Genomic DNA, 22,324 nt, shown 5'->3' on the forward strand with positions numbered 1-22,324 from the left:
AACGTCCCTACAGGAGACGCCCCATGCTTTCGAAATCCATTCCTCTGGACCAGGTCGAGGCGCAAGCCCGGGTCGGTCGCCATCGCTTTCTCATTCTTGCCCTGATCTTTATCGTTACCGTCATCAACTATGCCGACCGGGCCACCATGTCGATTGCGGGCACCGGGGTGGTCAAGGACCTGGGTCTGGATCCCATGATGCTCGGCGTGATTTTCTCCGCATTTGCCTGGGCATACGCGCTGGGCCAGATCCCGGGCGGCTGGTTGCTGGACCGGTTCGGTGCGCGGCGTGTTTATGGCTGCAGTCTGGTGCTCTGGTCTATCTTCACCATGCTGCAGGGCACTGTCGGCTGGATGGGCTTGATGGGCGCTTCGGCCGCCATCAGCCTGTTCGCCATGCGCTTCATGTTAGGGCTGGTTGAATCGCCGGCCTTCCCTGCCAATAACCGAATCGTTTCCTGCTGGTTCCCTACCAGCGAACGCGGCACAGCGTCAGCGTTGTTCAACTCCGCGCAATACATGGCAGTGGTGCTGTTCACGCCGTTGATGGCCTGGTTGACCCATTCGTGGGGCTGGGAACATGTATTTCTGTGGATGGGCGGCCTGGGCCTGGTGCTCAGCGTGGTCTGGTTTGCCTTCTACCGCGAGCCCCACAGCGATAAAAACCTCAGCCCTCGGGAGCTGGAATACATGCGTGACGGCGGCGCACTGGTAGACCTGGAGCTGACCCGCACCACGAAAAAACCCAAAGCAAAGCTCAGCGAAATCAAGCAACTGTTCACCAGCCGCACCTTGTGGTCGATCTACCTCGGCCAATACTGCATCACCGCCCTCACCTACTTTTTCATCACCTGGTTCCCGATCTATCTGATCAAGGGACGCGGCATGACCATCATGGAAGCCGGTTGGGTTGCGGCGCTGCCCGCCATCTGTGGTTTCTCGGGCGGCGTATTGGGCGGCATGCTCTCTGACTGGATGATCCGTCGTGGCGTACACCCGTCAATCGCCCGCAAGACACCGTTCATGATCGGCATGTCGATGTCGACGATCCTGGTCTCGGCCAACTTCCTCGATGCCAACTGGATGGTTATCACCGTCATGGCCATCGCCTTCTTCGGCAAAGGGTTGGCGGCGGTGGGCTGGGCAGTGTTGTCTGATACCGCACCAAAAAACATGGTCGGCCTCAGCGGTGGCGTGTTCAACGGCATCGGCAATATCGCCGGGATCATCACACCACTGGTGATCGGCTACATCGTCGCGGTTACCGGTTCCTTTAACATTGCCCTGTGGTTCGTCGCGGCCCATGGCGTGCTGGGCCTTCTGTCTTATGGCCTGCTGGCCGGCCGGTTTGAACGGGTGGTGATTGTGGAGAAGATGGACGCGATCTAATGTGAACGCTGGACCTCGTGGGACAGCGCTATTGCATAGGACACGTTGAACTTGAGACAGGCACAATTCCCGTGGGAGCGAATTCATTCGCGAAGAGGCCGGCACAGCCACAGGATTGCGTGTTCAGAAATGCCGTCTTCCCGAATGAATTCGGTCCCACAGGATCACGTTGAACTTGAGACAGGCACAATTCCCGTGGGAGCGAATTCATTCGCGAAGGGGCCGGTACAGCCACAGAGGTTGCGTGATCAGGAATGCCGTCTTCCCGAATGAATTCGGTCCCAAAGGATCACGTTGAACTTGAGACAGGCACAATTCCCGTGGGAGCGAATTCATTCGCGAAGGGGCCGGTACATCCACAGGATTGCGTGATCAGGAATGCCGTCTTCCCGAATGAATTCGGTCCCACAGGATCACGTTGAACTTGAGATAGGCACAATTCCCGTGGGAGCGAATTCATTCGCGAAGGGGCCGGTACAGCCACAGAGGTTGCGTGATCAGGAATGCCGTCTTCCCGAATGAATTCGGTCCCACAGGACTGCGCAGGTTCTGTCGGTACCTGTTCTGGACTCAGCTCCGATGTCTCTTCTATTGCTACACGACCTCGCCCGGGATGCCCGCAATGGCAGCCCGGCGATCAATGATCAGCATGCAACAGCCCCGCCCTGCCTTGGTGTAAGATCTCCCTCCGCCAAAATGCTCACAGCGCCCGGCGTCACCAGCCTCTTGCCTGGCGACGAAAGCGCTGATCCGCCTGATCATGGCCCGGACCATTTCAATGAAGGAGACCCTGATGGTAAAAACGCGCCCTCGTCCTACGGTAAATGGTGTCGCTTCGGCTGATCGCGTGTTGACGGTACTGACCGCTTTTCGAATCGGCGATTCGGCTCTGGGCCTGGCGGAACTGGCCGAACGGACAGGCCTGATCAAAAGCACCATCATGCGTCTGATGGTGTCTCTGGAAACCCATGGTTTTATTACCCGGATGGCAGACGGTCGGTATCAGCTTGCCAGCGAAGTCATGCGGCTCAATGCCGTCTATCAGGACTCTCTGGATCTGGAACGCTACATCACTCCGCTGCTCCATCACCTCACTCAGGAAACAGGCGAGACGGCGTCATTCTATGTTCGTCATGGCGCCTATCGCCTGTGTCAGTTCAGGGTCAACTCCCCCCATAGCCTGCGCCTGCATCTGCAGCCCGGCGACATACGCCCGATGGATAACGCGGCCAGCGCCGAAGCCTTGCGTACGCCGTACAAAGTGGCCAGAGAGCTCACTGAACCGTTCTACTCCTGCGGAGCCACAGATCCGCATGCAGCCTCAATCGCGCTGCCTATTTTCGCGACGAGCCAGGAACTGGTTGGAGCGCTGGTTATCTCCGGACCGGCCAGCCGCCTGACCGCCGAACGCGTCCAGCTGATTCGCACACTGTTCCTCGAAACAGCCCGGCAGTTGACGCGTAGCCTGGGCGGTAATGCCCTCTCGCTACCCGTTGATCCTGTAGCGGCACCCACCGACACACGTGATTGAAAAAAAGGCCCAACCATCAAGGTTGAGCCTTTAGTTCGGGTCAGAGGTGACCCGGCATCAATCAGTCAACGTGCACATTCAGCCCTGTGCAGTCTCCATGTTCTGTTCTTTAAGACGTTTACGTCCCATGACCACGACCATCACAGCACCGGCCGCACACAGCGCAGCCAGCGGCATCAAGGCCAATGCATAACTGCCGGTAGCGCCGTGGATCGTCCCGTAGACGTTGACCATCACCCCGCCACCGATCAGGTTCGCCAGTGCACCAATGGCAGCCAGCCCTGCAGCAGCCGTCGACGAGGAAAGCCAACCTGATGCCAGCGCCCAGAATGGACCCTTCATCGAGTAAGCGCCGATCAACACCATGCTGAGCAAAAACACCGTAGCGACAAGCGAAGATGTAACCAGTGCCAGCAGCAACCCGGCGGTGATCAACAGCAAGGTCGTCGCGGTATGCCAGCGACGCTCGCCGGTCTTGTCCGAGCTGCGTCCCCAGATAATCATCGCTATCGACGCCAGCCCGTAGGGAATTGCGTTGACCAATCCGATTTCGATATTGCTCAAGCCAAACGTCTTGAGCAATTGCGGCGCCCAGACGCTCATGGTGCTGCCCGCTGCAGACGCGCCAGAATAGATCAGCGCCATGACCCAGATGTCTTTATGGCGCAGAAGCTTCCAGAGCGATATATGGCCGATAGCCGTTTTGCTCTGACGTTCCTGAGCCAGGCGACTGGTGAGCCAGCCGCGCTGCTCGTCATCGAGCCATTTGGCCTGCTCAGGGCGATCGGTCAGAACGAACAGACAGGCAATACCCAGCAATACCGCCGGAATCCCCTCGAGAATGAACAACCAGTGCCAGCCGCGCATGCCAAACCAGCCGTCGAGGCTCAGTAGCAAGCCTGAAAGCGGCGAACCGATAAAGTTGGCACCGGGAATGGCGACCATGAAGATAGCAACCATGCGACCACGATAAGCCGAAGGCAGCCAATAAGTGAGGTAAAGCAAAACGCCGGGGAAGAAGCCCGCTTCTGCTGCACCGAGCAGGAAGCGCATCACGTAAAGGGAATTGGCGCCCTGCACAAAAGCCGTCCCTGCCGAGATCAGCCCCCACGTCACCATAATCCGCGCGATCCAGATTCGTGCACCAAACTTCTGCAGTGCAAGGTTGCTGGGTACTTCGATCAGAAAGTACGAAACGAAAAACAGGCTGCTGGCAAAACCGAAGATGGCCGGGGTGAGCCCCAGATCCTGGTTCATTTGTAGCGAGGCCATACCAATGTTGCCGCGGTCAATAATTGCAATCAGGTAGCAAACGATCAGAAAGGGCAGCAAGCGCCATGCAACCTTACGCATGGTGGCTCGCTCAATGGCACTGATCCCGGCTGAGGGGGTGGACATGGCGTTCTCCTGGTTCTTGTTCTTAGAGATCTGATATCAAGACGTTAAATGTCGAAAGGACATTTAACGGCGGCCTGTCAATTGTCCAGAAGGTGACGATTGACCACTGAACGGGGCTCCGGCGGCACACCCTCCCAGAACCCGATGATTTGCTGAGTGACCAACAGGCCGACCCTGTCTCTGGACTCTGCGGTATTGGCCCCGACATGGGGTGTGGCAACCAGTGAAGGCAGCCCCCACAACGGACTGTCCGCTGCTGGCGGTTCGGGATGAAAGGTGTCCAGCCCCGCACCGAAAATGCGTCGTTCGCCAAGCGCCTGGACCAGCGCCTCGGTATTGATCAACTCACCGCGAGCCGTATTGATAAGGATGCTGCCGGGGCGCATGCGGGCAAACTGTTCGGCACCGAACAGGTTGCGATTCTCTTCCGTTAACGGGCAGTGCAGGCTGATGACATCACTGTCCCGCAGTAGCTCATTGAAGTCGGTGACGCGCTCGACGTTCGGCAACTCAGGGAGACGAGCCAGGTACGGATCATAAATCTTCACCTTCATCCGCAAGGGGGTGACCAGATCCAGAAGGATGCGCCCGATGGAGCCCAGCCCTACTAGCCCAAGGGTTTTCCCGGACAGCTCGATGCCATTGGCAGTGGCTTTGTCCCAGTGGCCGTCTCGCATGCGCGCATCAAGTAATGCGGTCTGCCGTGCGACGCTGAACATCAGGGCAAATGCATGCTCTGCCACTGACTGCGCGTTCGCGCCCATCGCAATGGTGACCGGAATTTTCAGCTCCGCGGCGGCAGCGATATCAATGGTGTCAAAACCGACCCCATGTTTCGCAATGATCGAGAGTTTTGAGGACGCAGCCATCATCTCCCGGGTGAGATTGCCTTGGCGGACAATAATCGCATCGGGCTGGTTGGCAGTGATGATCTGCAGCAGTTCTTCGGCGGGCGCATAGGGCGTGGTCGGGATCACCTGAACGCCCTTCGCTGCGGCGAATGCCATAGCGTCAGACGTCAGTTGAGGACCAGTCAGAAGGATGGTTCGGGTCATGTGCACACCTTGGATTTTTTGTGTGAGTGCGTTGTTGTGCCGTCCGTTTGAAAGTGCGGCTTGGCAAAAACATACCATAATGAAATGGCGTTGCAATAAAAATAATAGAAAACGCCAACCCCAGACCTTAATTTCAAAAAAAGCGGACGCAAACCGCGAGATAAACCCAGTAAACATTGCCAATCTGTTTTTTAAGCTCCTCGCAAGATGGATCTGAAACCGACCAAAACCCGCACCACATTTTAAAAGTGTTGAGTTTTATGAAATGGCATTCTATTTTTGTAATAAGCCGATAATCAAAGTCGGCGGCCTACAAGAAATCATCAGAGGAATACCGAATGTCCATCGGATTCAGAGTTCTGCCCCACACCCGAAAAGTCAGCGCAGAATGGGTCGAGCGTTATCGCGACGTTCCTGTCGCAAACATCAGTGACTCCATGAATCGCATGACAGCGGGCGGTGCGCGTCTGCGTGCCATGCATCGGCAAGGTGTGCTTGTCGGACCGGCACTGACCGTCAAGGCCCGGCCCGGCGACAATTTGATGTTGCATTACGCAATCGACATCGCCCAACCGGGTGACGTAATCGTTGTGGACGCTGGCGGGGATCTGAGCAACGCCCTGATTGGCGAGATGATGGTCGCGTATGCAATCAAAAAAGGCGTGGCAGGCATCGTCATCAATGGCGCTATCAGGGACGCTGCGAGTATCGGCGCCGGTGACTTCCCGCTGTTCGCGGCCGGGGTCACACACCGCGGCCCTTACAAGGATGGCCCGGGAGAGATCAACGTCCCCATTGCCATCGACGGCATGGTGATCGAGCCGGGGGATCTGGTCATAGGTGATGACGATGGCTTGCTGTGCGTGCCCTACGATCAGGTAGAAAGCGTCCATGGACGCGCTCACGCCAAGCATGCCGCTGAGCAGAAGCAGCTCCAGCAAATAGCCCAGGGTGAAAATGACCGCTCATGGGTTCTCGCATCGCTGATTGAAAAAGGCTGCGAACTCCCGTCCTGAATGCCCATCGGGGCAGTCAGCACCTGATCGCCCCGACTGTCGCTCATTCATTTATGCTTGTGCAGATGAGCGTGCCAGACAGCACGCGCGTTGGCTCAGGAAAAAAGGCAGAAAGTGAACACTCCCTCGCGACCAAAACCTCGGCACTGGCCTGCTCCGATTCGTGCCCTCAAGCACAAAAATTTCCAGATTTATTTCGCAGGGCAAGCCGTCTCGACATTGGGCAAATGGGTGCAACAGGTCGCCCTCGCCTGGCTTGCCTACCACCTGACTTCCTCGCCGCTCCTGCTCGGTGCAATCACTTTCCTGACACTCGTCCCGCAACTGCTGATCGGTCCTCTTGCCGGGGCCTGGACCGATCGCCATGACAAGCGACGCTTGTTGATCATCGTTCAGTCGATGCTTGCCGTGCAGTCGCTCTGCCTGGCGATCCTGACCTGGGGCAACTGGATCAACAGCGAATCGATCATCGCCATGGCGTTGTTGCTGGGCCTGTTGAACGCATTCGAGACTCCTTTGCGCCAGGCGTTGATTGGCAGCTTCGTGACAGATCCCTCGGACTTGCCAAACGCTCTGGTGCTGAATGCGATGCTGATCAATGCGGCGCGTTTCGTCGGCCCGCCGCTGGCAGGGCTGCTCATCGCCTGGAGCGGAGAAGCCGGCTGTTTCCTGCTCACAGCCTTTGCGTTCGCCATGCTGCTGATCGGCCTACTCAAGGTACGCGGCACTCCGACCCCACGTGCTAAAGGCTCCACCCGGGAAATATTTCAGGAAGGTCTGAGATACCTGTGGACCACACTGACCATCAGACGACTGTTGCTCAGCGTGATCATGGTCAACCTGCTTGCCTCCTGCTACACCGTGCTGCTGCCCATTCTGGCCAGGGACGTTTTTGCCGGGAATGCTCAGACCCTGGGCTGGCTATGGGGCGCAGCCGGCGCGGGCGCCTTCGCTGCCACCTTGTTTCTGGCCTTCACCAGCCCACTGCGTAAACCGCGCAAGATCATTGATACCGGCGCTTTATTGTGTGCACTCGCGCTCTGCATCATGGGATTGAGCGCCCCTCTGTGGCTGGCCCTGCTCACCTTGGCGCTACTGGGTTTTGGCATTACCGTCAGCAACGTCAGTAGCAACATGCTGCTGCAGACCCAGGCGCCGGAGAAATTGCGCGGCAGAATCGTCGCCTTCTATATCGCCATGCGCTTTGGTTTCGAGGCCATCGGCGGGCTGCTGGCCGGGACAGTGGCTGCGGTCATTGGCGCGCAATGGACACTGGCGTTTGCAGGCCTAGCGTTGCTGCTCTACTGCTTCATCAACTGGCAGCTTGAGACCAGACGGCCTGTCCCTGGTGTTTCGGGAGACTCCAGTGCTTTATGAAGTTTTAATCGGGCTCTGTATCCGAGAGTGACTGCTGCAGAAACGCCACCAATGCCTGCAACCGCGCCGTACGATTTTTCCGGGAGCGCACCAGCAAGCTGACAGGCGCGCTATCGAACTCCCATCCCGGCAAGACCCGCACCAGAGCCCCACTCGCCAACGCCTCCTTGATGTCCCATTGAGAACGTAACACCAGGCCCAGGTCTTGCTCGGCCCAACGCCGGGCCACGCTGCCGTCATTACTGAGCATTGCCGGCTCGATCCGCAGGGTGCGCCGCGTTGATTGCTTGCGCAGTTGCCAGAGGGTGACGTCTTCTTCATTTTCGCGAATGCAGATACACCGATGCTGCAACAAATCTTCGGCGGACTCAGGCATTCCGTATCGCTCAAGATACCTCGGGCTCGCGCACAACCAACGCTCGTTGTGGGCAAGAGTACGTACCACCCAGGAACTGTCGCTGACACTGCCGATATGAATCACTGCGTCGCAGTCGTGGCGGTCCGGCCAGGGTGTTTCGCGCAAATCCAGATGCACTCGCACGTCGGGGTGCAGTCGGGCGAAACGTGCCAGTAACGGCGCGATCCGCGACCGGCCATAACCGAACGGCGCTGCCAGTCTCAGCGTGCCGCTCAGTTGATCATCGGCCTGCTTGAAATCCTCCGGCAGTGCTTCCAGTTGCTCCAGCAGCAAGGCGCTTTGTCGGGCAAAACGCTCACCCTCGGCGGTCAGGCTCAAACGTCGGGCAGTCCGGTTCGCGAGGCTGATTCCCAGCAATCCTTCCAGCTTGCGCAGACGCATGGAGAGCGCCGGAGGCGAGACATTCATGCTTCTGGCTGCCGCGCTGAGGGATTCGGAACGGGCAAGCGTCACTGCCAGACGCAAATCTTCGATGGCAATCATTCAATTTCACTTAATGATAAATGCCATCGTATTGAAGCACAGACTTACGTTGACGACGTAGATTGACAACACACGCAGCCAACATGAGCCATGACCATGCCGCCACTTCAGACCCTGGACACCCCCGCCGCCGTCATCGACATCCCTCGCATGCAGCGCAACATCCAGCGCATGCAGCAACGGATGGACACGCTGGGCGTCCGCCTGCGCCCGCATGTCAAAACCAGCAAATGCCTGGCCGTCATCGACGCCCAGCGCGGGGCTGGAGCACAAGGCATTACAGTGTCCACGTTGAAAGAAGCCGCGCACTGTTTCTCCCATGGCATCGATGACATTCTTTACGGCGTGGCCATGGCACCCGGGAAATTGCAGCAGGCATTTGCGTTACGGCTGAAAGGATGTCGCTTGAGCATCGTGACTGACAGTCTGGTCGGCGCCCAGGCCATCGTCAGCTTTGGCAGAGAACATGGGCATCGCTTCGAGGTCTGGATCGAAATCGACAGCGACGGCCATCGCTCTGGACTGAAAATCGAGGATCCGACGCTGCTGCATGTTGCGCGCACGCTTCATGAAGGAGGCATGCAACTGCTCGGTGTCATGACCCACGCCGGTTCAAGTTACGAGCTGGACAATCCGGAAGCGTTGCAGGCCATGGCCGAACAGGAACGTTGGGCCTGCGTAATGGCTGCGCAAAAGCTCCGCGCGCAAGGGCTGCCCTGCCGCGAAGTCAGCATCGGCTCGACGCCCACTGCGCTGTCAGCCACCAGCCTTGAAGGCGTGACGGAAGTTCGTGCGGGGGTTTATGTATTTTTTGATCTGGTGATGCTTAACGTTGGCATCTGCCAGCCAGATGAACTGGCCCTGAGCGTGCTGACCACGGTCATTGGTCATCAGGAAGAAAAAGGCTGGATCATCACCGACGCGGGCTGGATGGCTATGAGTCGGGATCGGGGGACGCAGAAGCAGAAACGCGACTTCGGTTATGGGCAGGTCTGCACCGAAAGCGGTGAATGGATTGAAGGTGCAGTGTTTGAAGGGGCCAATCAGGAGCACGGGATTGTCAGTACCTGCGAAGCTCATATCACCGATCGCTATCCGATTGGCAGCCGCCTGCGCATTCTTCCTAACCATGCGTGCGCCACAGGCGCGCAGTTTCCGGAATATCAGGCGGTTGATGCCGAAGGTCGGGTGCAGGTTTGGGGGCGGTTGTATGGGTGGTAAAGTGCATTTAGCCTTGAACAGCTTCAATGTTTTGTGTGCATATCCGTTATTGGGTAGCGTCTGAAATTGGTTGCGCTTTTACAGCGCGTCACTTTTGAACAGCCCAAAAGTAACCAAAAGGCTCTTGCCCCACCACTGGGTGCCTCGCTGGCGCTCGGCATACCCGTAATCCGACATTGCTGCGTGGGGCCGCCGCCACCGGCCATCCATGGCCTGAGGCGGCTAAACCGGCATCCCTGCCGGTTTGCCCCACGCAGCAATATCGAATTCCGGCCGGCGTGGTTTGACGGGGCGCTTAAGATCAAAATCAAAAGCAGATCAAAAGCAGCGGTTTTACCTCGGACCGGGGGTAGGAGCGAACTTGTAATGGTCCAGTTTTTTTGGACCGTTCCGTAGGAGTGTTAGGCCGCCAGTTTTTCGAAAACAGCTGGCGGCAGGTTATTCGAGGCAGAGTGGCAACGTCGATGGTTGTAGTGAGCAATAAAATCCATCACGTCTCGTTCTGCCTCGAAGTGATTCGAGTAACCGTTCTCAGGTGACCAATCGTGTTTCTGTGATCGGAAGTAGCGTTCCACTACCGCATTGTCCCAACAGTTTCCGCGCCGACTCATGCTCTGCACGATTTGCTTCTCGGCCAGATAGCTAACGAAGCGGTCAGCGGTGTATTGGCATCCCTGATCCGAGTGAAACACCAGCTCGGAAGAAGGTCGGCGCAGCCCCACCGCAAGTCGTAAAGCCTGCAATGAAAGCTCGGTATCGGCCGTCCTTGAAAACGCCCAGCCAACGATCCTGCGCGAGAAAAGATCCATCACAATTGCCAGGTACAGCCAACTACCACCGACACGGATATAGGTAATGTCTCCCGCCCAGAACGTGTTGGGATGTTCAGGGTTAAAGCGTCGTGCCAGCACATTGGGCGCAATGTTGGACGGTTTGGTAGCCCGTCGATAGTGCGCATGCTGTGCCCGACGCCTCACCAAACCCAGACTCTTCATCAAGCTGCGCATACGATGACGCCCCATTTGGACGCCTTGTGCCTTCAGCGCTTTAACAAATCCGCGACTGCCCAGCGCGCCTCGATGTTCTTTGTGCAAAAGCCGGATCTTCTTCTCTAACTGCGGCTCGATACTGCGTTTAGCTCGAGGCCGACGCATGGCGTAATAACTGCTGCGAGGTATGCTCAGTACGCAGCACAAGCGTCGAACCGACAGCTTCTTTGTAGCGCCCTCAATCATTTTCTTCGGCCAAACAGCACCTTTAGATGAGAGGGCAACTGCTTTTTTAAAACATCGTTCTCGGCCTCCAGCAGTGCCAATCTGGCCTGCAGCGAGTCGATGAGATCTTGATCCTGAGGCCGGGTAGTTTGCGCGGCTCCTACCTGCTCCTTGCGCCACCGTGAAACCCAGCGCCGCAACGCGGTAGGCCCTACGCCAGTCTGCTCACACGCTTTAGGCACTGAGTAATTCAACTCAACGACAAGGCGAATAGCCTCGGCTTTTTCTTCGGCTGTAACGACCCGAAATCCCATGATGCTTCCTTAGGTTGATACTCCTACATCATGGTCCATAAATATTGAGCCACAACAACTTGTTCGCGAGACATCAGCACAGCCAACACAGGCGTTGTTTGACACTACGCTTCGCAGTCTTCGGCAGCTCCTACAGAAGGTCGGTAAATTCACACAACCAGGTCGGCTGTCAGGCCGCCGCGCTGTGGATTTTGATCTGAGGCGCCCCGTTAAACCACGCTGGCCGCCCGCAGATTCTGAACCGTGAGCAACCCGGCAAGGATGCCGGGTTAGCCGCACCGGGCCATGGATGGCCCATTGCGGCGGCCCACGGTTCAGGATCTGCGGGCGGGTACACCGAGCCCCAGCGAGGTGCCGAGTGGTGGGGCATGTACGGATCAACCACATGGGTTACAAAAAAGTGCATTCACATAGGTGACACTTTGATTGAGACATAACCGTTTTTTGCATCTCTCGCATTCACGTGGCCCAAGATCACCGGACCGAAGATTACATTCCATACCCCATCACCGATCATCTCCATTCCGATGGTCTGGTGACAAAGTAAATTGCCCACATAAACCCGCATGCCTCCTCGATTGATGATTCCGCTACTGTCGGCCAGGTAACTCTCAATATGGCTCGCATAGGTCATTTCCGGTAGCGTTTCTGGGTACATTCGAGTTGAAGGCGTATAGCAAGCAGCAGGCGTTTTCTGGCCAAGCGCCTCATGTCCACGCTCATAATTATAGTGCTGCAGGAAGCGATCAAAGTGGCGCTGCTGGGCCTCCCAGGCAATTGCCGACGGGTGAGGTAACGTACTTTTCAACGTCCGGTGCATACGCTCATGCCGCCCATTCTGATCTGGGCGACCAGGCTCGATCCGCTCAGGAATAATTCCAAGTCTCATCCACCAAATCGACAGTTGTGAAAGCCCTGCACGACTGGTGCTGGCAAACGGAATCCCATTGTCAGTACGAATACGCTCTGGCAGGCCGTATTCGCGAAAAACCCTTTCGAAGGTTTGCTGGGTTTCCTTGAGATTGGTGCTGCTCATGCTCTGGCAAGCCAGCAAAAACCGGCTGGCATGATCCATGATCGTCAGCGGATAACACCAAATCCCTGCTCCGGTCAGGTATTGGCCCTTGTAGTCAGCACTGAATAACTGGTTGGGATTTTCTGCCTTGCGTAAAGGCTTGGGATACACAGCCACCCGTCGGCGCAATGGCTTGGGGGTAATCAGATCAGCTGCCTTGAGAATGTTGTAAATGGTCGTTTTCGAGGGCGGATCCTGGTCTGGAAAACGCTGCATGAGGCTGTTCTGAATCTTTTTCGGACCGGGGATCGTCTCGCCAATTAAGCGAAACTCAACGATTGCCTGCTTCACCGCCAAGGGCACCACGTAGGTCTGGTTGTGGCGGCAGCGGCTACGTTCATCAAGCCCGCTCGGCCCCTCTGCCTCGTAACGCCTGATCCACTTATACCCAGTCTTTCGGCTGACCTCATAGTCCCGGCACAGCTGGCTAAGGCTGTGCTTCTGGGACAGGTAGTCGGCGATGAACATCACTTTAAGGTCCATAGGTTTCAGCTCTTTCCAGGGCATGGTCAGATCCTCGCGAAATCGACCCTGCCAGTTAAAAACTGTTACCTATGTGCGTGAACTGATTTGTAACCCATGTGGGTGAGTCATACCGGCAAGAGCCTTTTGGTTACTTTTGGGCTGTTCAAAAGTGACGCGCTGTAAAAGCGCAACCAATGTCAGCCCCGACTGCGGTAACGGATATGTACACAACTAAACGACCCAGCCAACCCTACCCCACCTTACGCCCCTGCACCGGATAACCCGGATCGGTATAGCCATGGGTCGACGTATGCCCCGGCACCACAAGGCTGTCCACCAGCTTCTCATCGTCCGGACCCAGCTCCAGGCTCAACGCATCCATATATGTATCCCAATGCGCCTCAGTCCGGGGCCCGGCGATCGCGGCGCTGATCAGCTTGTTCTTCAAGACCCAGGCCAGCGCGAATGCAATAGACGTAGTGCCCCGCTCAGCCGCATGTCCGGCGATCGTCTGAGCGATTTTCAGCGACTCGGGACGCCACTCGGTCTGCTGCAAACGCTTGTCACCACGGGCCGCTCGGGAGTCTGCCGGAATGTCTGCATCAACCCCGTACTTGCCGCTCAACACGCCCCGCGCCAACGGGCTGTAAGACACAACACCCAATCCGTACTGCTCGGCCGCCGGCAATTGCTCCACCTCCGCACTGCGGTCGACAATGTTGTACAGCGGCTCACTCGCCACCGGCCGTTCGATACCCAACTGATCAGCGATACGAACCATCTCGGCAATGCGCCAGCCATGGAAGTTGGAGACACCGTAGTAACGGATCTTGCCCTGACGAATCAGGTCGCCGATGGCTCGAACGCCTTCTTCCATCGGTGCATCAGTCAGCGCCCGGTGGAAATACAGCACGTCGATGTAATCGGTACCCAATCGTTTAAGGCTGGCTTCAACGGACTGCATGATCCATTTACGCGACTGGCCTTGCTCATTTGGTCCTTGGGTCCGAGGCGTGGGGTAACCGAACTTGGTCGCCAGCACCCAACTGTCACGTTGCCGGGCAATGGCACGACCGACGACTTGTTCAGAACCACCGGCATGATAGGCATCAGCCGTATCGAGAAAATTGACGCCCTGTTCGAACGCCTTGTCGATGATGCGTTTAGACGTTGGCTCATCCGTTTCGCCGCCAAACATCATGCCGCCCAGGCACAGGGGGGAGACTTTCAGAGCGCTGCGCCCCAGATATCGGTAGTCCATAAGGTCCTCTCGAGAATGGCTGAAATACACATTCAGCCCATCCTAGAGAACCGGTGATTATTGAGTAAGCCCGAAAAGCGAGATACAGTCATGAGCAATATTCATGTGTTCAGCCGTAAGGCATCGACCACAATTGCCAAGGCCCGGGAGCTTTGACGGCGACTGGCGTAATACAGATGCAGACCCGGAAAAGTCGGAAACCAGTCCTCCAGCACCCAGTTCAAACGACCCGCATCGACGTGCGGCTGTGCCAGGTCTTCAGGCATATAGGCCAGACCACCGCCATCCAGGGCGGCCTGAAGTATCTGATACACACCGTTAAAGGTCAGTTGCCCGTCCACTCGGATCTGGAGCTCATCTTTGCCATTCGCCAGTTCCCAGGCATAACAGCCGCCATGGGTCGGCAGGCGCAGGTTGATGCAGTTGTGCTGATGCAGATCATCGGGTTTGAGCGGCATGGCGCGGTTTGCGAGATAGGACGGCGCGCCAACGATGGACATGCGCATGTCCGGCGCAATACGTACCGCGATCATGTCCTTGGCGACCTGATCGCCGAGCCGCACCCCGATGTCGTAACGCTGAGCGACGATGTCCGTCAGACCGTAATCGGTAATGATCTCGACTTTGAGGTCGGGGTACATCGGCAGGACTTTGGCCAGCCTCGGCCAGAGAACTGTGTTGGCGCTGTGGTCGGTGGCGGTAATACGGATAGTGCCGCGCGGCTTGTCCCGCATGCCCGTTACTTCGGCCAGATCAGCATCGATCTCTTCAAATCGCGGCGCCAGGCTTTCGAACAGCCGCTCACCTGCTTCGGTAGGTGCCACGCTACGGGTGGTGCGGGTCAGCAACCGCACACCGAGCCGGGTCTCCAGAGAGCGAATGGTATGGCTCAAGGCGGATTGAGAAACCCCTAGCTGGGCCGCCGCGCGAGTGAAGCTCCTTTCACGGGCAACCGCGATGAATGCCAGCAAATCGTTGTAACTGTCCCGCGCCATTCATGAGCCCTCGTCATCTAATGACTGGATTAAACCAGCTATCGCTTAATCGCCCACGCTATTTGTTTGCAAGATGTATCCGTACGCCCACTTCCAAATATGCGTCGAGGGCCCGTAGACACGGGTTCAGAGGGGATTGATGAGCTCAGTTCAGGTGTGTATTGCGATCTTTGCGCGTAGTCCTGCACGACTCTGCCGACTAACGTCACAGCTCTCGCACACCTTCTCCGAGCCACGACGCATTCATGAGCAGAATGCATAACTGTTAGCGAGCAGAAACCGCAAACTTTCTACGCAAGCGGCGAGTCGTAACTTTGACTTGTACGAAAACTGACCTGAACGAAACAAGCCCCACCTGAAACCGGCCAGCCGGACCAGGCCTGAAGGCGCAAAGACGCCCGGCACTAGCGAACTTGATGACAAGGTGTCGATACGGACGCCGCTGCCAAGCCACTGCTGAATTCGCAGCCATCCCCGTGCATAGGGGAACAAAATAATGGACGACCGTGACCTGATGAAAATAACCAGACGCAAATTCCTGATCGTGGGCGCGGTGACCGCCACCACGGCCGTACTTCCCCCGTTCATTTCCGCCCTGGCATCGGCGGCCAACCAGATGGCTCGCCCGGTCCGCGCACCGGTTTCACTTGAAGTGAATGGCGTGGCTCGACAGCTGGATCTGGATACCCGCACCACGCTGCTCGATGCCCTGCGCGAGCACTTGCATCTGACGGGCACGAAAAAAGGCTGCGACCATGGCCAGTGCGGTGCCTGCACCGTGATCGTCAACGGCAAACGCGTCAACTCATGCCTGACCCTCGCGGTGATGCAGCAAGGCTCGAAAGTGACCACGGTCGAAGGCTTGGGTACGCCCGACAAATTGCACGCAATGCAAGCCGCGTTCATCAAGCACGATGGCTTCCAGTGCGGCTATTGCACACCGGGGCAAATCTGTTCTGCAGTGGCTGTCCTAGATGAGATTCGTCAGGGTATCCCCAGCCACGTCAGCCAGAGCCTGACTGACCGTCCGCAACTGATCGCCAGTGAATTCCAGGAACGCATGAGCGGCAATATCTGCCGCTGCGGTGCGTACTCCAACATCATTGCCGCCATCAGCGAAGTCGCGGAGGTGAACGCATGAGGCCTTTTACTTATGTACGGGCGCAGTCGCCCGCCGAAGCGGCCGCACAGGCTGCACAGACCGAAGGGGCCAAGTTCATCGCTGGCGGGACCAACCTGCTGGACTTGATGAAGCTGGAAATCGAAACCCCGATGCACCTGATCGACGTCAATGACCTTGCGCTGGATCGTATAGAAGCGACGCCCGAAGGCGGCCTGCGGATCGGCGCACTGGTGCGCAACACCGATCTGGCCGCTGACGCCCGGGTGCGCAAGGATTACGGCTTGCTCTCCCGAGCATTGCTGGCCGGCGCTTCCGGGCAATTGCGCAACGCTGCGACCACGGCGGGCAACCTGCTGCAGCGAACCCGTTGCCCGTATTTCTACGACACCAATCAGGCCTGCAACAAACGCCATCCGGGCAGTGGTTGCGCAGCGATTGGCGGGGTCACGCGGCAACTGGGGATTATCGGTGTGAGCAGCGCCTGCATCGCCACCCATCCGAGCGACATGGCCATCGCCATGCGGGTACTGGATGCCCAGGTTGAGACCGTACGCCCGGACGGCACCACCCGGGTCATTCCCATCGCCGAATTTCATCGCCTGCCCGGCAATACGCCTAACATCGAAACATCGCTGGCAGCCAACGAATTGATCACCGCCGTTACCCTGCCCGCGCCGATTGGCGGCACCCACATCTACCAGAAAGTTCGTGACCGGGCTTCCTACGCATTTGCGCTGATTTCAGTTGCAGCGGTGATTCAAAGCAACGGCAAAGGCCGTGTCGCGCTGGGCGGTGTTGCACCTAAACCCTGGCGCGTTGAAGACGCTGACTCGCTGATGCCAGACGGTGCCAAAGCGGTCATGGCCAAGCTACTGGCCGGCGCCACGCCGACCCACGAAAATGAATTCAAGGTCACGCTTGCCGAGCGCACGCTGGCTTCGGTCATGGCGCAAGCGAGGGCTACCTCATGAAATTTGATACCCCGGCCAGCACCAATCCCATCGACCAGCTCAAAGTGGTCGGCAAAGCAACGCCGCGCATTGACGGCAAACTGAAAACAACCGGCCAGGCGCACTACGCCTATGAACATCACGACGTCGTGCCGAATCAGGCTTATGGCTATGTGGTGACCTCCGCCATTGCCAAGGGCCGTATCGGTTCAATGAATCTGGAGGCCGCCAACGCAGCGCCGGGTGTCATCGGGATCGTTACCGCCGCCAGCGCGGGCAAACTTGGCAAAGGCAAATACAACACCGCCACACTGCTCGGCGGCCCCGAGATCCAGCACTATCATCAGGCGATCGCACTCGTGGTGGCAGAGTCCTTCGAGCAGGCACGCACCGCTGCGCAACTGGTGCAGGTCGAGTACCTGCGCAGTAACGGCAAATACGATCTGGGCGGCGACCTGAATGCAGCCGTGAAGCCTGAAGGTGAATCACCCGATACCGCACGCGGCGACTTTGCCGGTGCATTCAGTTCGGCGGCGGTGCAATTCGATGCGACCTATACAACCCCGGATCAGTCCCACGCAGCCATGGAACCGCATACCTCTATGGCGACCTGGGAAGGCGAAAAGCTGATCCTGTGGACGTCCAACCAGATGATCGCCTGGAGCGTTGGCGATATCGCTACCACGCTGGGCATGGCCAAGGAAAATGTGCGTCTGGTCTCGCCTTATATCGGCGGTGGCTTCGGCGGCAAACTGTTCATCCGCTCTGATGCGATCCTTGCTGCGCTGGGTTCTCGGCAGTGCGGCCGTCCGGTCAAGGTCGCGCTGGCCCGCCCGCAGATCATCAACAACACCACGCACCGCCCGGCCACTATTCAGCGGATCCGCATCGGCGCAGGTCAGGATGGCAAGATCACTGCGATTGCCCACGAAGGCTGGTCCGGTGATCTGGCGGGTGGCGGTGTAGAGAACGCCGTACAGCCCACCCAGTTTCTATATGCCGGTGAAAACCGCATGACCGCCATGCGCCTCGCCACGCTGGACCTGCCGGAAGGCAATGCCATGCGAGCACCGGGGGAAACGCCGGGGTTGATGGCGCTGGAAATTGCCATGGACGAGATGGCGGAGAAGCTCAACATGGACCCTATTGAGTTCAGGGTCCTGAACGATACTCAAGTCGATCCTAACAATCCGCAGCGGCCCTTCTCGCAACGTAACCTGATCCAGTGCCTGCAAACCGGTGCCGAGCGCTTTGGCTGGAACAAACGCAACCCGCGTCCCGGTACGCAGCGCGAAGGCAATTGGCTGATTGGCATGGGCGTCGGCTGCGCCTATCGCAACAACCTCCTGCTCAAATCCGGCGCCCGGGTACGTCTGGGCAGCAACGGTAAGGTCACGGTCGAAACCGACATGACGGACATCGGTACTGGCAGCTACACGATCATTGCCCAGACCGCGGCAGAAATGATGGGCGTGACGCTGGATGACGTGGTGGTACGCCTGGGCGATTCGGACTTCCCGGTGTCAGCGGGTTCCGGCGGCCAGTTCGGTGCCAACTGCTCGACTGCCGGGGTTTACGCGGCCTGCGTGAAACTGCGTGAAGCCGTCACCCAACGCCTGGGTTACACCGCCAACGATGCGGTTTTCGCGGACGGTCAGGTGCAGTTCGCAGGACGTAGCGTTCCGCTGGGTCAGGCTGCGCGTAACGGCGAGCTGATGGCCGAGGACTCCATCGAGTTTGCGGAACTCGCCAAAAAGTACCAGCAATCGACCTTCGGCGCGCACTTCGTTGAAGTTGCCGTCAACATGGCCACAGGGGAAACCCGTGTACGGCGCATGCTGGCTGTCTGTGCAGCAGGTCGCATTCTCAATCCGACCTCGGCCCGCAGCCAGGTAATCGGGGCGATGACCATGGGCGTCGGCGCAGCGCTGATGGAAGAGCTTGCCGTGGACAAACGACTGGGGTTTTTCGTCAATCACGATCTGGCGGGATACGAGGTGCCGGTACATGCCGACATTCCCGAGCAGGAAGTGATTTTCCTCGACGAAACCGACCCGATGTCATCGCCCATGAAAGCCAAGGGCGTAGGCGAACTGGGCTTGTGCGGCGTGAGCGCGGCGATTGCCAACGCGATTTACAACGCGACTGGGGCAAGGGTTCGGGAATACCCGATTACCTTGGACAAAGTCCTGAAATCTTTGCCTGAGATGATTTAGCCAAACAGATACACGTTTCTCTGTAGGAGCTGCCGAAGGCTGCGATGGCGGTGTGTCAGCACGAATGCTTTCGCAGCCTTCGGCAGCTCCTACAGGGAACGTGTTTCGAGTCAGGCAATCGCGTTTGCAATCCTGTGGGACCGAATTCATTCGCGAAGGCGGTGTTCCTGAGGGTAAATCTGCAGCGCATACACCTGCCTCTTCGCGAATGAATTCGCTCCCACTAACAACCGTGCATTCAAGTGGTTTGGCGGTGAAAACATAATCCTGTGGGAGCGAATTCATTCGCGAAGGCGGTAGTTCAGGCGGTACATCTGCAGCGTATGCACCCGTCTCTTCGCGAATGAATTCGCTCCCACCAGGTTTTGCGCTTGCGGGCAAATATCGACGCCTATACGTCAGATCATGGCCCTGCGTGATCAAACCTCGCTGCGCCCTACCCCATTCGCCACCCTGATCACATCCGCCATCACCGCAATAGCGATCTCCGCTGGAGTTTTACTGCCCAGGTTCAAGCCGATCGGCGCGTGAATACGCTGCAACTGCGCCTCTTCCAGACCACCAATACGCACCAGCCGCTCCATGCGTTTTTCACTGGTGCGCCGCGAGCCCATGGCGCCGATGTAAAAGGCGTCGGTTCGCACGGCCTCCATCAGCGTCAGATCGTCCAGTCGCGGATCGTGGGTCAGTGCAACCACCGCTGTGGCAGCGTGGCAGCCACCTTCGGCGATGAACACCGACGGCAGCACCTCGCGGATTTGCACGCCTGCCATAGCGAACCCTGCAATGACCTCAGCACGTGGATCACAGAGAATCACTTCGTAGCCCAAGGCCACAGCGAAACTGGCGCAGAACTCCGCCACGGGAGACAGCCCGGCAAGAATCAGCCGATACACGGCCCCGACTCTGATAAACACTTGATCACCCGACACTGAAACCCGCTCCTCTTCCATGCTCGCCGGGCGAATATCGCGTTCAGTGCCGTGCAGGCGCACGCCCCTTATTGCCAATTCCCGCCCAGCGAGAGCGTGATCTATCGCTGCCAGGTGTGTCTCGCTGTCTTCGCCTGGCTCAAGGTACTCGACCAATACATCCAGTACGCCGCCACACGGCAATGCCAGATTGGGTGCCAGTCCGCCATCGCCGTAGCGCACGATCTGATTCCCCTGCGGAAAATACCGTGCAGCCAGTCGCTCGAGGAAATCATCCTCGACGCAGCCCCCCGAAAGCGAGCCGCGATGCTCCCCCGTCGATAACGCCACCAACATCGCCCCCGGCCCTCGCGGTGCAGAACCGAAGGTCGAGAGGACCGTGCAGAGCCAGATCGGCTTGCCGGACGCGAGCCAGTCACGGGCTTGCTGAATGACCTGCAAATCAAGCTGCTTCATCGTTAAAACATCCAACCCTGCGCCGCTTGAAATAAAAAAGGCCACCCCTCAACGGAGTAGAACCGAGGTGGCCTGGATAACTGGGGATCGGTCTTCGGATCAACGGATATTCCGGTATTCTTTCTCGCTCACCTGCTCCATCCAGTTCACCACCTTACCGTCCAACGCTTCGGCAATGGCGACATGGGTCATGCCGGTGTTGGCGGCTGCACCGTGCCAATGCTTGACGCCGGGCGGAATCCACACGGTGTCACCGGCCTTTATTATCTGAATAGCCTTGCCTGATTCCTGCACTAGCCCCGTTCCCGCGGTGACGATCAGGGTTTGCCCCAACGGATGCGTATGCCAGGCAGAGCGGGCACCCGGTTCGAACGTCACCGTCGCACCACTTACCCTGGCAGGCTCACTGCCCTTGAACGGCGCATCAATCCGCACTGCGCCGGTAAAAAAGTCCGCCGGGCCCTTGACCGAAGGCTGTGATCCGTTAGGCGTAACGGTCACCGGCATCGCCTCCGCGTGGGACTCGAACGCGACTAGCGAGAGCGATAAAGCAGCAGCTGCAAGTGTTCTCATGATGACCTCACTGGAATGTATTAAGCGCTGAACCGTGGATGCGGGCGCCGCAACCTCAGCCTTGAGCACCACGCTGTGCAAAGACCTCTTTCAACACCGGCACTGCCGACATTGCCTTTGGCCAACCGGTGTAAAACGCCAGATGCGTCACCACTTCAGCCGCCTGTTCGCGGGTCAGACCGTTGTCCATGGCGCGGTTGAGATGGAACGGCAGCTGTGCCGCCTGGCCCTGAGTAATCAATGCAGCAACGGTCACCAGGCTGCGATCCCGCGCCGTCAGGCTGGTTTGTCGCCACAGGTCTGCAAACAGCACGTCATCGGTGAAGCGCCCGAGCTCCGGGGCTACATCTGCCGTCGCAGCAGCAACAGCTGCTTTACGCCTGGCTTCGCTGGCGGGGTCGAGAGTCAGCGGCTCAGTGGCCGGTGGCACGATCTGGTCTGCAGGAATGCCCCGCTCGTCAAAGACGTTTTTCGCCACGCCCACCGCGGACATCGCGTTCGGCCAGCCGGAATAGAACGCAAGGTGAGTAATCAACGCGCTGATTTCACTGGGCTTGAGACCGTTGTCGAGACCCAGTTTCACGTGGCTGGTCATCTGGGCGGTCTGTCCGCCGGCCACCAGTGAAGACAGGGTGATCAGGCTGCGATCACGAGGCGACAGTTCCTTGCGCTTCCAGACTTCGCCGAACAGTAACTCAGTGGTGTATTGATAAAGCTGAGGCGTGACTTCCAGGACATCAGGCAAAGGCTTCGGATCAGGCCTGGCTCTGGATTCGCTGCCATCGGATGCAGCAGCGAAAAAGAGAGTGGCGAACGCGGTTGCTAGCAGCTTCATGCATGGCCCTTTCAAGTAGATGAATGTG

At 58.0% G+C, this 22,324-nt stretch carries 19 protein-coding genes; 8 read left to right on the forward strand and 11 right to left on the reverse strand.

The features are described from left to right. Positions 1-23: 23 nt before the first annotated feature. Positions 24-1,388 carry an MFS transporter gene (locus K3169_RS17190; protein WP_231665855.1) on the forward strand — a complete coding sequence of 455 codons (1,365 nt, stop codon included), beginning with the start codon at positions 24-26 and terminating at the stop codon, positions 1,386-1,388. 793 nt (positions 1,389-2,181) lie between these two features. Next, positions 2,182-2,919: an IclR family transcriptional regulator gene (locus tag K3169_RS17195; protein ID WP_263267228.1), complete on the forward strand. Its 738-nt coding sequence runs from the start codon at positions 2,182-2,184 to the stop codon at positions 2,917-2,919. A 78-nt stretch (positions 2,920-2,997) separates the two neighbouring features. Here the strand turns inward: K3169_RS17195 and K3169_RS17200 are convergent, their stop codons facing one another. Beyond that, entirely contained in the window at positions 2,998-4,317 is a 1,320-nt protein-coding gene (locus K3169_RS17200; protein ID WP_122704098.1) for an MFS transporter, read from the reverse strand. A 77-nt stretch (positions 4,318-4,394) separates the two neighbouring features. Continuing rightward, positions 4,395-5,372 carry a hydroxyacid dehydrogenase gene (locus K3169_RS17205; protein ID WP_231673683.1) on the reverse strand — a complete coding sequence of 326 codons (978 nt, stop codon included), beginning with the start codon at positions 5,370-5,372 and terminating at the stop codon, positions 4,395-4,397. Positions 5,373-5,710: 338 nt separating this feature from the next. Here K3169_RS17205 and K3169_RS17210 point away from each other — a divergent pair, with 338 nt between their 5' ends. Further along, positions 5,711-6,388, forward strand: a complete 678-nt coding sequence (locus tag K3169_RS17210; RefSeq protein ID WP_263267229.1) for an RraA family protein — start codon at positions 5,711-5,713, stop codon at positions 6,386-6,388. 114 nt (positions 6,389-6,502) lie between these two features. After that, complete coding sequence (locus tag K3169_RS17215) at positions 6,503-7,765, forward strand: MFS transporter (protein WP_411567004.1); 1,263 nt, start codon at positions 6,503-6,505, stop codon at positions 7,763-7,765. 4 nt (positions 7,766-7,769) lie between these two features. On the opposite strand, the gene K3169_RS17220 is transcribed toward K3169_RS17215, so the two are convergent. Continuing rightward, positions 7,770-8,666 (reverse strand): LysR family transcriptional regulator, encoded by an 897-nt coding sequence (locus tag K3169_RS17220; RefSeq protein ID WP_263267230.1) that lies wholly within the window; start codon positions 8,664-8,666, stop codon positions 7,770-7,772. A 96-nt stretch (positions 8,667-8,762) separates the two neighbouring features. On the opposite strand from K3169_RS17220, the gene K3169_RS17225 reads away from it, so the two are divergent. Beyond that, positions 8,763-9,887 carry a DSD1 family PLP-dependent enzyme gene (locus K3169_RS17225; RefSeq protein WP_263267231.1) on the forward strand — a complete coding sequence of 375 codons (1,125 nt, stop codon included), beginning with the start codon at positions 8,763-8,765 and terminating at the stop codon, positions 9,885-9,887. A gap of 401 nt (positions 9,888-10,288) precedes the next feature. Here the strand turns inward: K3169_RS17225 and K3169_RS17230 are convergent, their stop codons facing one another. The 5 genes from K3169_RS17230 to K3169_RS17250 all read right to left on the reverse strand — a co-directional run bounded on the left by K3169_RS17230 (position 10,289) and on the right by K3169_RS17250 (position 15,211). Further along, positions 10,289-11,203 carry an IS3 family transposase gene (locus K3169_RS17230; RefSeq protein WP_231677976.1) on the reverse strand — a complete coding sequence of 305 codons (915 nt, stop codon included), beginning with the start codon at positions 11,201-11,203 and terminating at the stop codon, positions 10,289-10,291. Then, complete coding sequence (locus K3169_RS17235; RefSeq protein ID WP_095096866.1) at positions 11,119-11,415, reverse strand: transposase; 297 nt, start codon at positions 11,413-11,415, stop codon at positions 11,119-11,121. The genes K3169_RS17230 and K3169_RS17235 overlap by 85 nt, the downstream gene beginning before the upstream one ends. A gap of 406 nt (positions 11,416-11,821) precedes the next feature. Beyond that, on the reverse strand, positions 11,822-12,997 hold the full coding sequence (locus K3169_RS17240) for an integrase core domain-containing protein (RefSeq protein WP_099267504.1): 1,176 nt from the start codon (positions 12,995-12,997) through the stop codon (positions 11,822-11,824). 208 nt (positions 12,998-13,205) lie between these two features. Beyond that, positions 13,206-14,216 (reverse strand): aldo/keto reductase, encoded by a 1,011-nt coding sequence (locus tag K3169_RS17245; protein WP_263267232.1) that lies wholly within the window; start codon positions 14,214-14,216, stop codon positions 13,206-13,208. A 101-nt stretch (positions 14,217-14,317) separates the two neighbouring features. Further along, positions 14,318-15,211, reverse strand: coding sequence for a LysR family transcriptional regulator (locus K3169_RS17250; RefSeq protein WP_027901389.1), 894 nt, complete (start codon positions 15,209-15,211; stop codon positions 14,318-14,320). 514 nt (positions 15,212-15,725) lie between these two features. On the opposite strand from K3169_RS17250, the gene paoA reads away from it, so the two are divergent. From paoA to paoC, 3 genes are read left to right on the forward strand one after another with little or no spacing between them, the layout of a single operon-like run. Beyond that, positions 15,726-16,352, forward strand: a complete 627-nt coding sequence (paoA, locus tag K3169_RS17255; protein ID WP_231665874.1) for an aldehyde dehydrogenase iron-sulfur subunit PaoA — start codon at positions 15,726-15,728, stop codon at positions 16,350-16,352. Further along, positions 16,349-17,305: an FAD binding domain-containing protein gene (locus K3169_RS17260; RefSeq protein ID WP_231678139.1), complete on the forward strand. Its 957-nt coding sequence runs from the start codon at positions 16,349-16,351 to the stop codon at positions 17,303-17,305. Before paoA ends, K3169_RS17260 begins: the two co-directional genes overlap by 4 nt. Next, complete coding sequence (gene paoC, locus K3169_RS17265) at positions 17,302-19,500, forward strand: aldehyde oxidoreductase molybdenum-binding subunit PaoC (RefSeq protein WP_263267233.1); 2,199 nt, start codon at positions 17,302-17,304, stop codon at positions 19,498-19,500. Before K3169_RS17260 ends, paoC begins: the two co-directional genes overlap by 4 nt. Positions 19,501-19,919: 419 nt before the next feature. On the opposite strand, the gene K3169_RS17270 is transcribed toward paoC, so the two are convergent. The 3 genes from K3169_RS17270 to K3169_RS17280 all read right to left on the reverse strand — a co-directional run bounded on the left by K3169_RS17270 (position 19,920) and on the right by K3169_RS17280 (position 22,296). Next, positions 19,920-20,888 (reverse strand): XdhC family protein, encoded by a 969-nt coding sequence (locus tag K3169_RS17270; RefSeq protein ID WP_263267234.1) that lies wholly within the window; start codon positions 20,886-20,888, stop codon positions 19,920-19,922. A 99-nt stretch (positions 20,889-20,987) separates the two neighbouring features. Then, positions 20,988-21,461, reverse strand: coding sequence for a cupin domain-containing protein (locus K3169_RS17275; RefSeq protein WP_231677133.1), 474 nt, complete (start codon positions 21,459-21,461; stop codon positions 20,988-20,990). 55 nt (positions 21,462-21,516) lie between these two features. Beyond that, positions 21,517-22,296 (reverse strand): carboxymuconolactone decarboxylase family protein, encoded by a 780-nt coding sequence (locus K3169_RS17280; protein ID WP_263267235.1) that lies wholly within the window; start codon positions 22,294-22,296, stop codon positions 21,517-21,519. Positions 22,297-22,324 lie beyond the last annotated feature (28 nt).

The sequence above is a fragment of the Pseudomonas phytophila genome, from assembly GCF_025643095.1.
GTDB classification, from domain to species: domain Bacteria; phylum Pseudomonadota; class Gammaproteobacteria; order Pseudomonadales; family Pseudomonadaceae; genus Aquipseudomonas; species Aquipseudomonas quasicaspiana.

What these genes read in the sequence shown, in the direction of transcription:
- K3169_RS17275 (WP_231677133.1), bottom strand. Translation starts at nt 21,461, where the DNA reads ATGAGAACACTTGCAGCTGCTGCTTTATCGCTCTCGCTAGTCGCGTTC.
- K3169_RS17250 (WP_027901389.1), bottom strand. Translation starts at nt 15,211, where the DNA reads ATGGCGCGGGACAGTTACAACGATTTGCTGGCATTCATCGCGGTTGCC.
- K3169_RS17190 (WP_231665855.1), top strand. Translation starts at nt 24, where the DNA reads ATGCTTTCGAAATCCATTCCTCTGGACCAGGTCGAGGCGCAAGCCCGG.
- K3169_RS17240 (WP_099267504.1), bottom strand. Translation starts at nt 12,997, where the DNA reads ATGCCCTGGAAAGAGCTGAAACCTATGGACCTTAAAGTGATGTTCATC.
- K3169_RS17200 (WP_122704098.1), bottom strand. Translation starts at nt 4,317, where the DNA reads ATGTCCACCCCCTCAGCCGGGATCAGTGCCATTGAGCGAGCCACCATG.
- K3169_RS17205 (WP_231673683.1), bottom strand. Translation starts at nt 5,372, where the DNA reads ATGACCCGAACCATCCTTCTGACTGGTCCTCAACTGACGTCTGACGCT.
- K3169_RS17220 (WP_263267230.1), bottom strand. Translation starts at nt 8,666, where the DNA reads ATGATTGCCATCGAAGATTTGCGTCTGGCAGTGACGCTTGCCCGTTCC.
- paoC (WP_263267233.1), top strand. Translation starts at nt 17,302, where the DNA reads ATGAAATTTGATACCCCGGCCAGCACCAATCCCATCGACCAGCTCAAA.
- K3169_RS17245 (WP_263267232.1), bottom strand. Translation starts at nt 14,216, where the DNA reads ATGGACTACCGATATCTGGGGCGCAGCGCTCTGAAAGTCTCCCCCCTG.
- K3169_RS17225 (WP_263267231.1), top strand. Translation starts at nt 8,763, where the DNA reads ATGCCGCCACTTCAGACCCTGGACACCCCCGCCGCCGTCATCGACATC.
- K3169_RS17280 (WP_263267235.1), bottom strand. Translation starts at nt 22,296, where the DNA reads ATGAAGCTGCTAGCAACCGCGTTCGCCACTCTCTTTTTCGCTGCTGCA.
- K3169_RS17195 (WP_263267228.1), top strand. Translation starts at nt 2,182, where the DNA reads ATGGTAAAAACGCGCCCTCGTCCTACGGTAAATGGTGTCGCTTCGGCT.
- K3169_RS17210 (WP_263267229.1), top strand. Translation starts at nt 5,711, where the DNA reads ATGTCCATCGGATTCAGAGTTCTGCCCCACACCCGAAAAGTCAGCGCA.
- K3169_RS17270 (WP_263267234.1), bottom strand. Translation starts at nt 20,888, where the DNA reads ATGAAGCAGCTTGATTTGCAGGTCATTCAGCAAGCCCGTGACTGGCTC.
- K3169_RS17260 (WP_231678139.1), top strand. Translation starts at nt 16,349, where the DNA reads ATGAGGCCTTTTACTTATGTACGGGCGCAGTCGCCCGCCGAAGCGGCC.
- paoA (WP_231665874.1), top strand. Translation starts at nt 15,726, where the DNA reads ATGAAAATAACCAGACGCAAATTCCTGATCGTGGGCGCGGTGACCGCC.
- K3169_RS17235 (WP_095096866.1), bottom strand. Translation starts at nt 11,415, where the DNA reads ATGGGATTTCGGGTCGTTACAGCCGAAGAAAAAGCCGAGGCTATTCGC.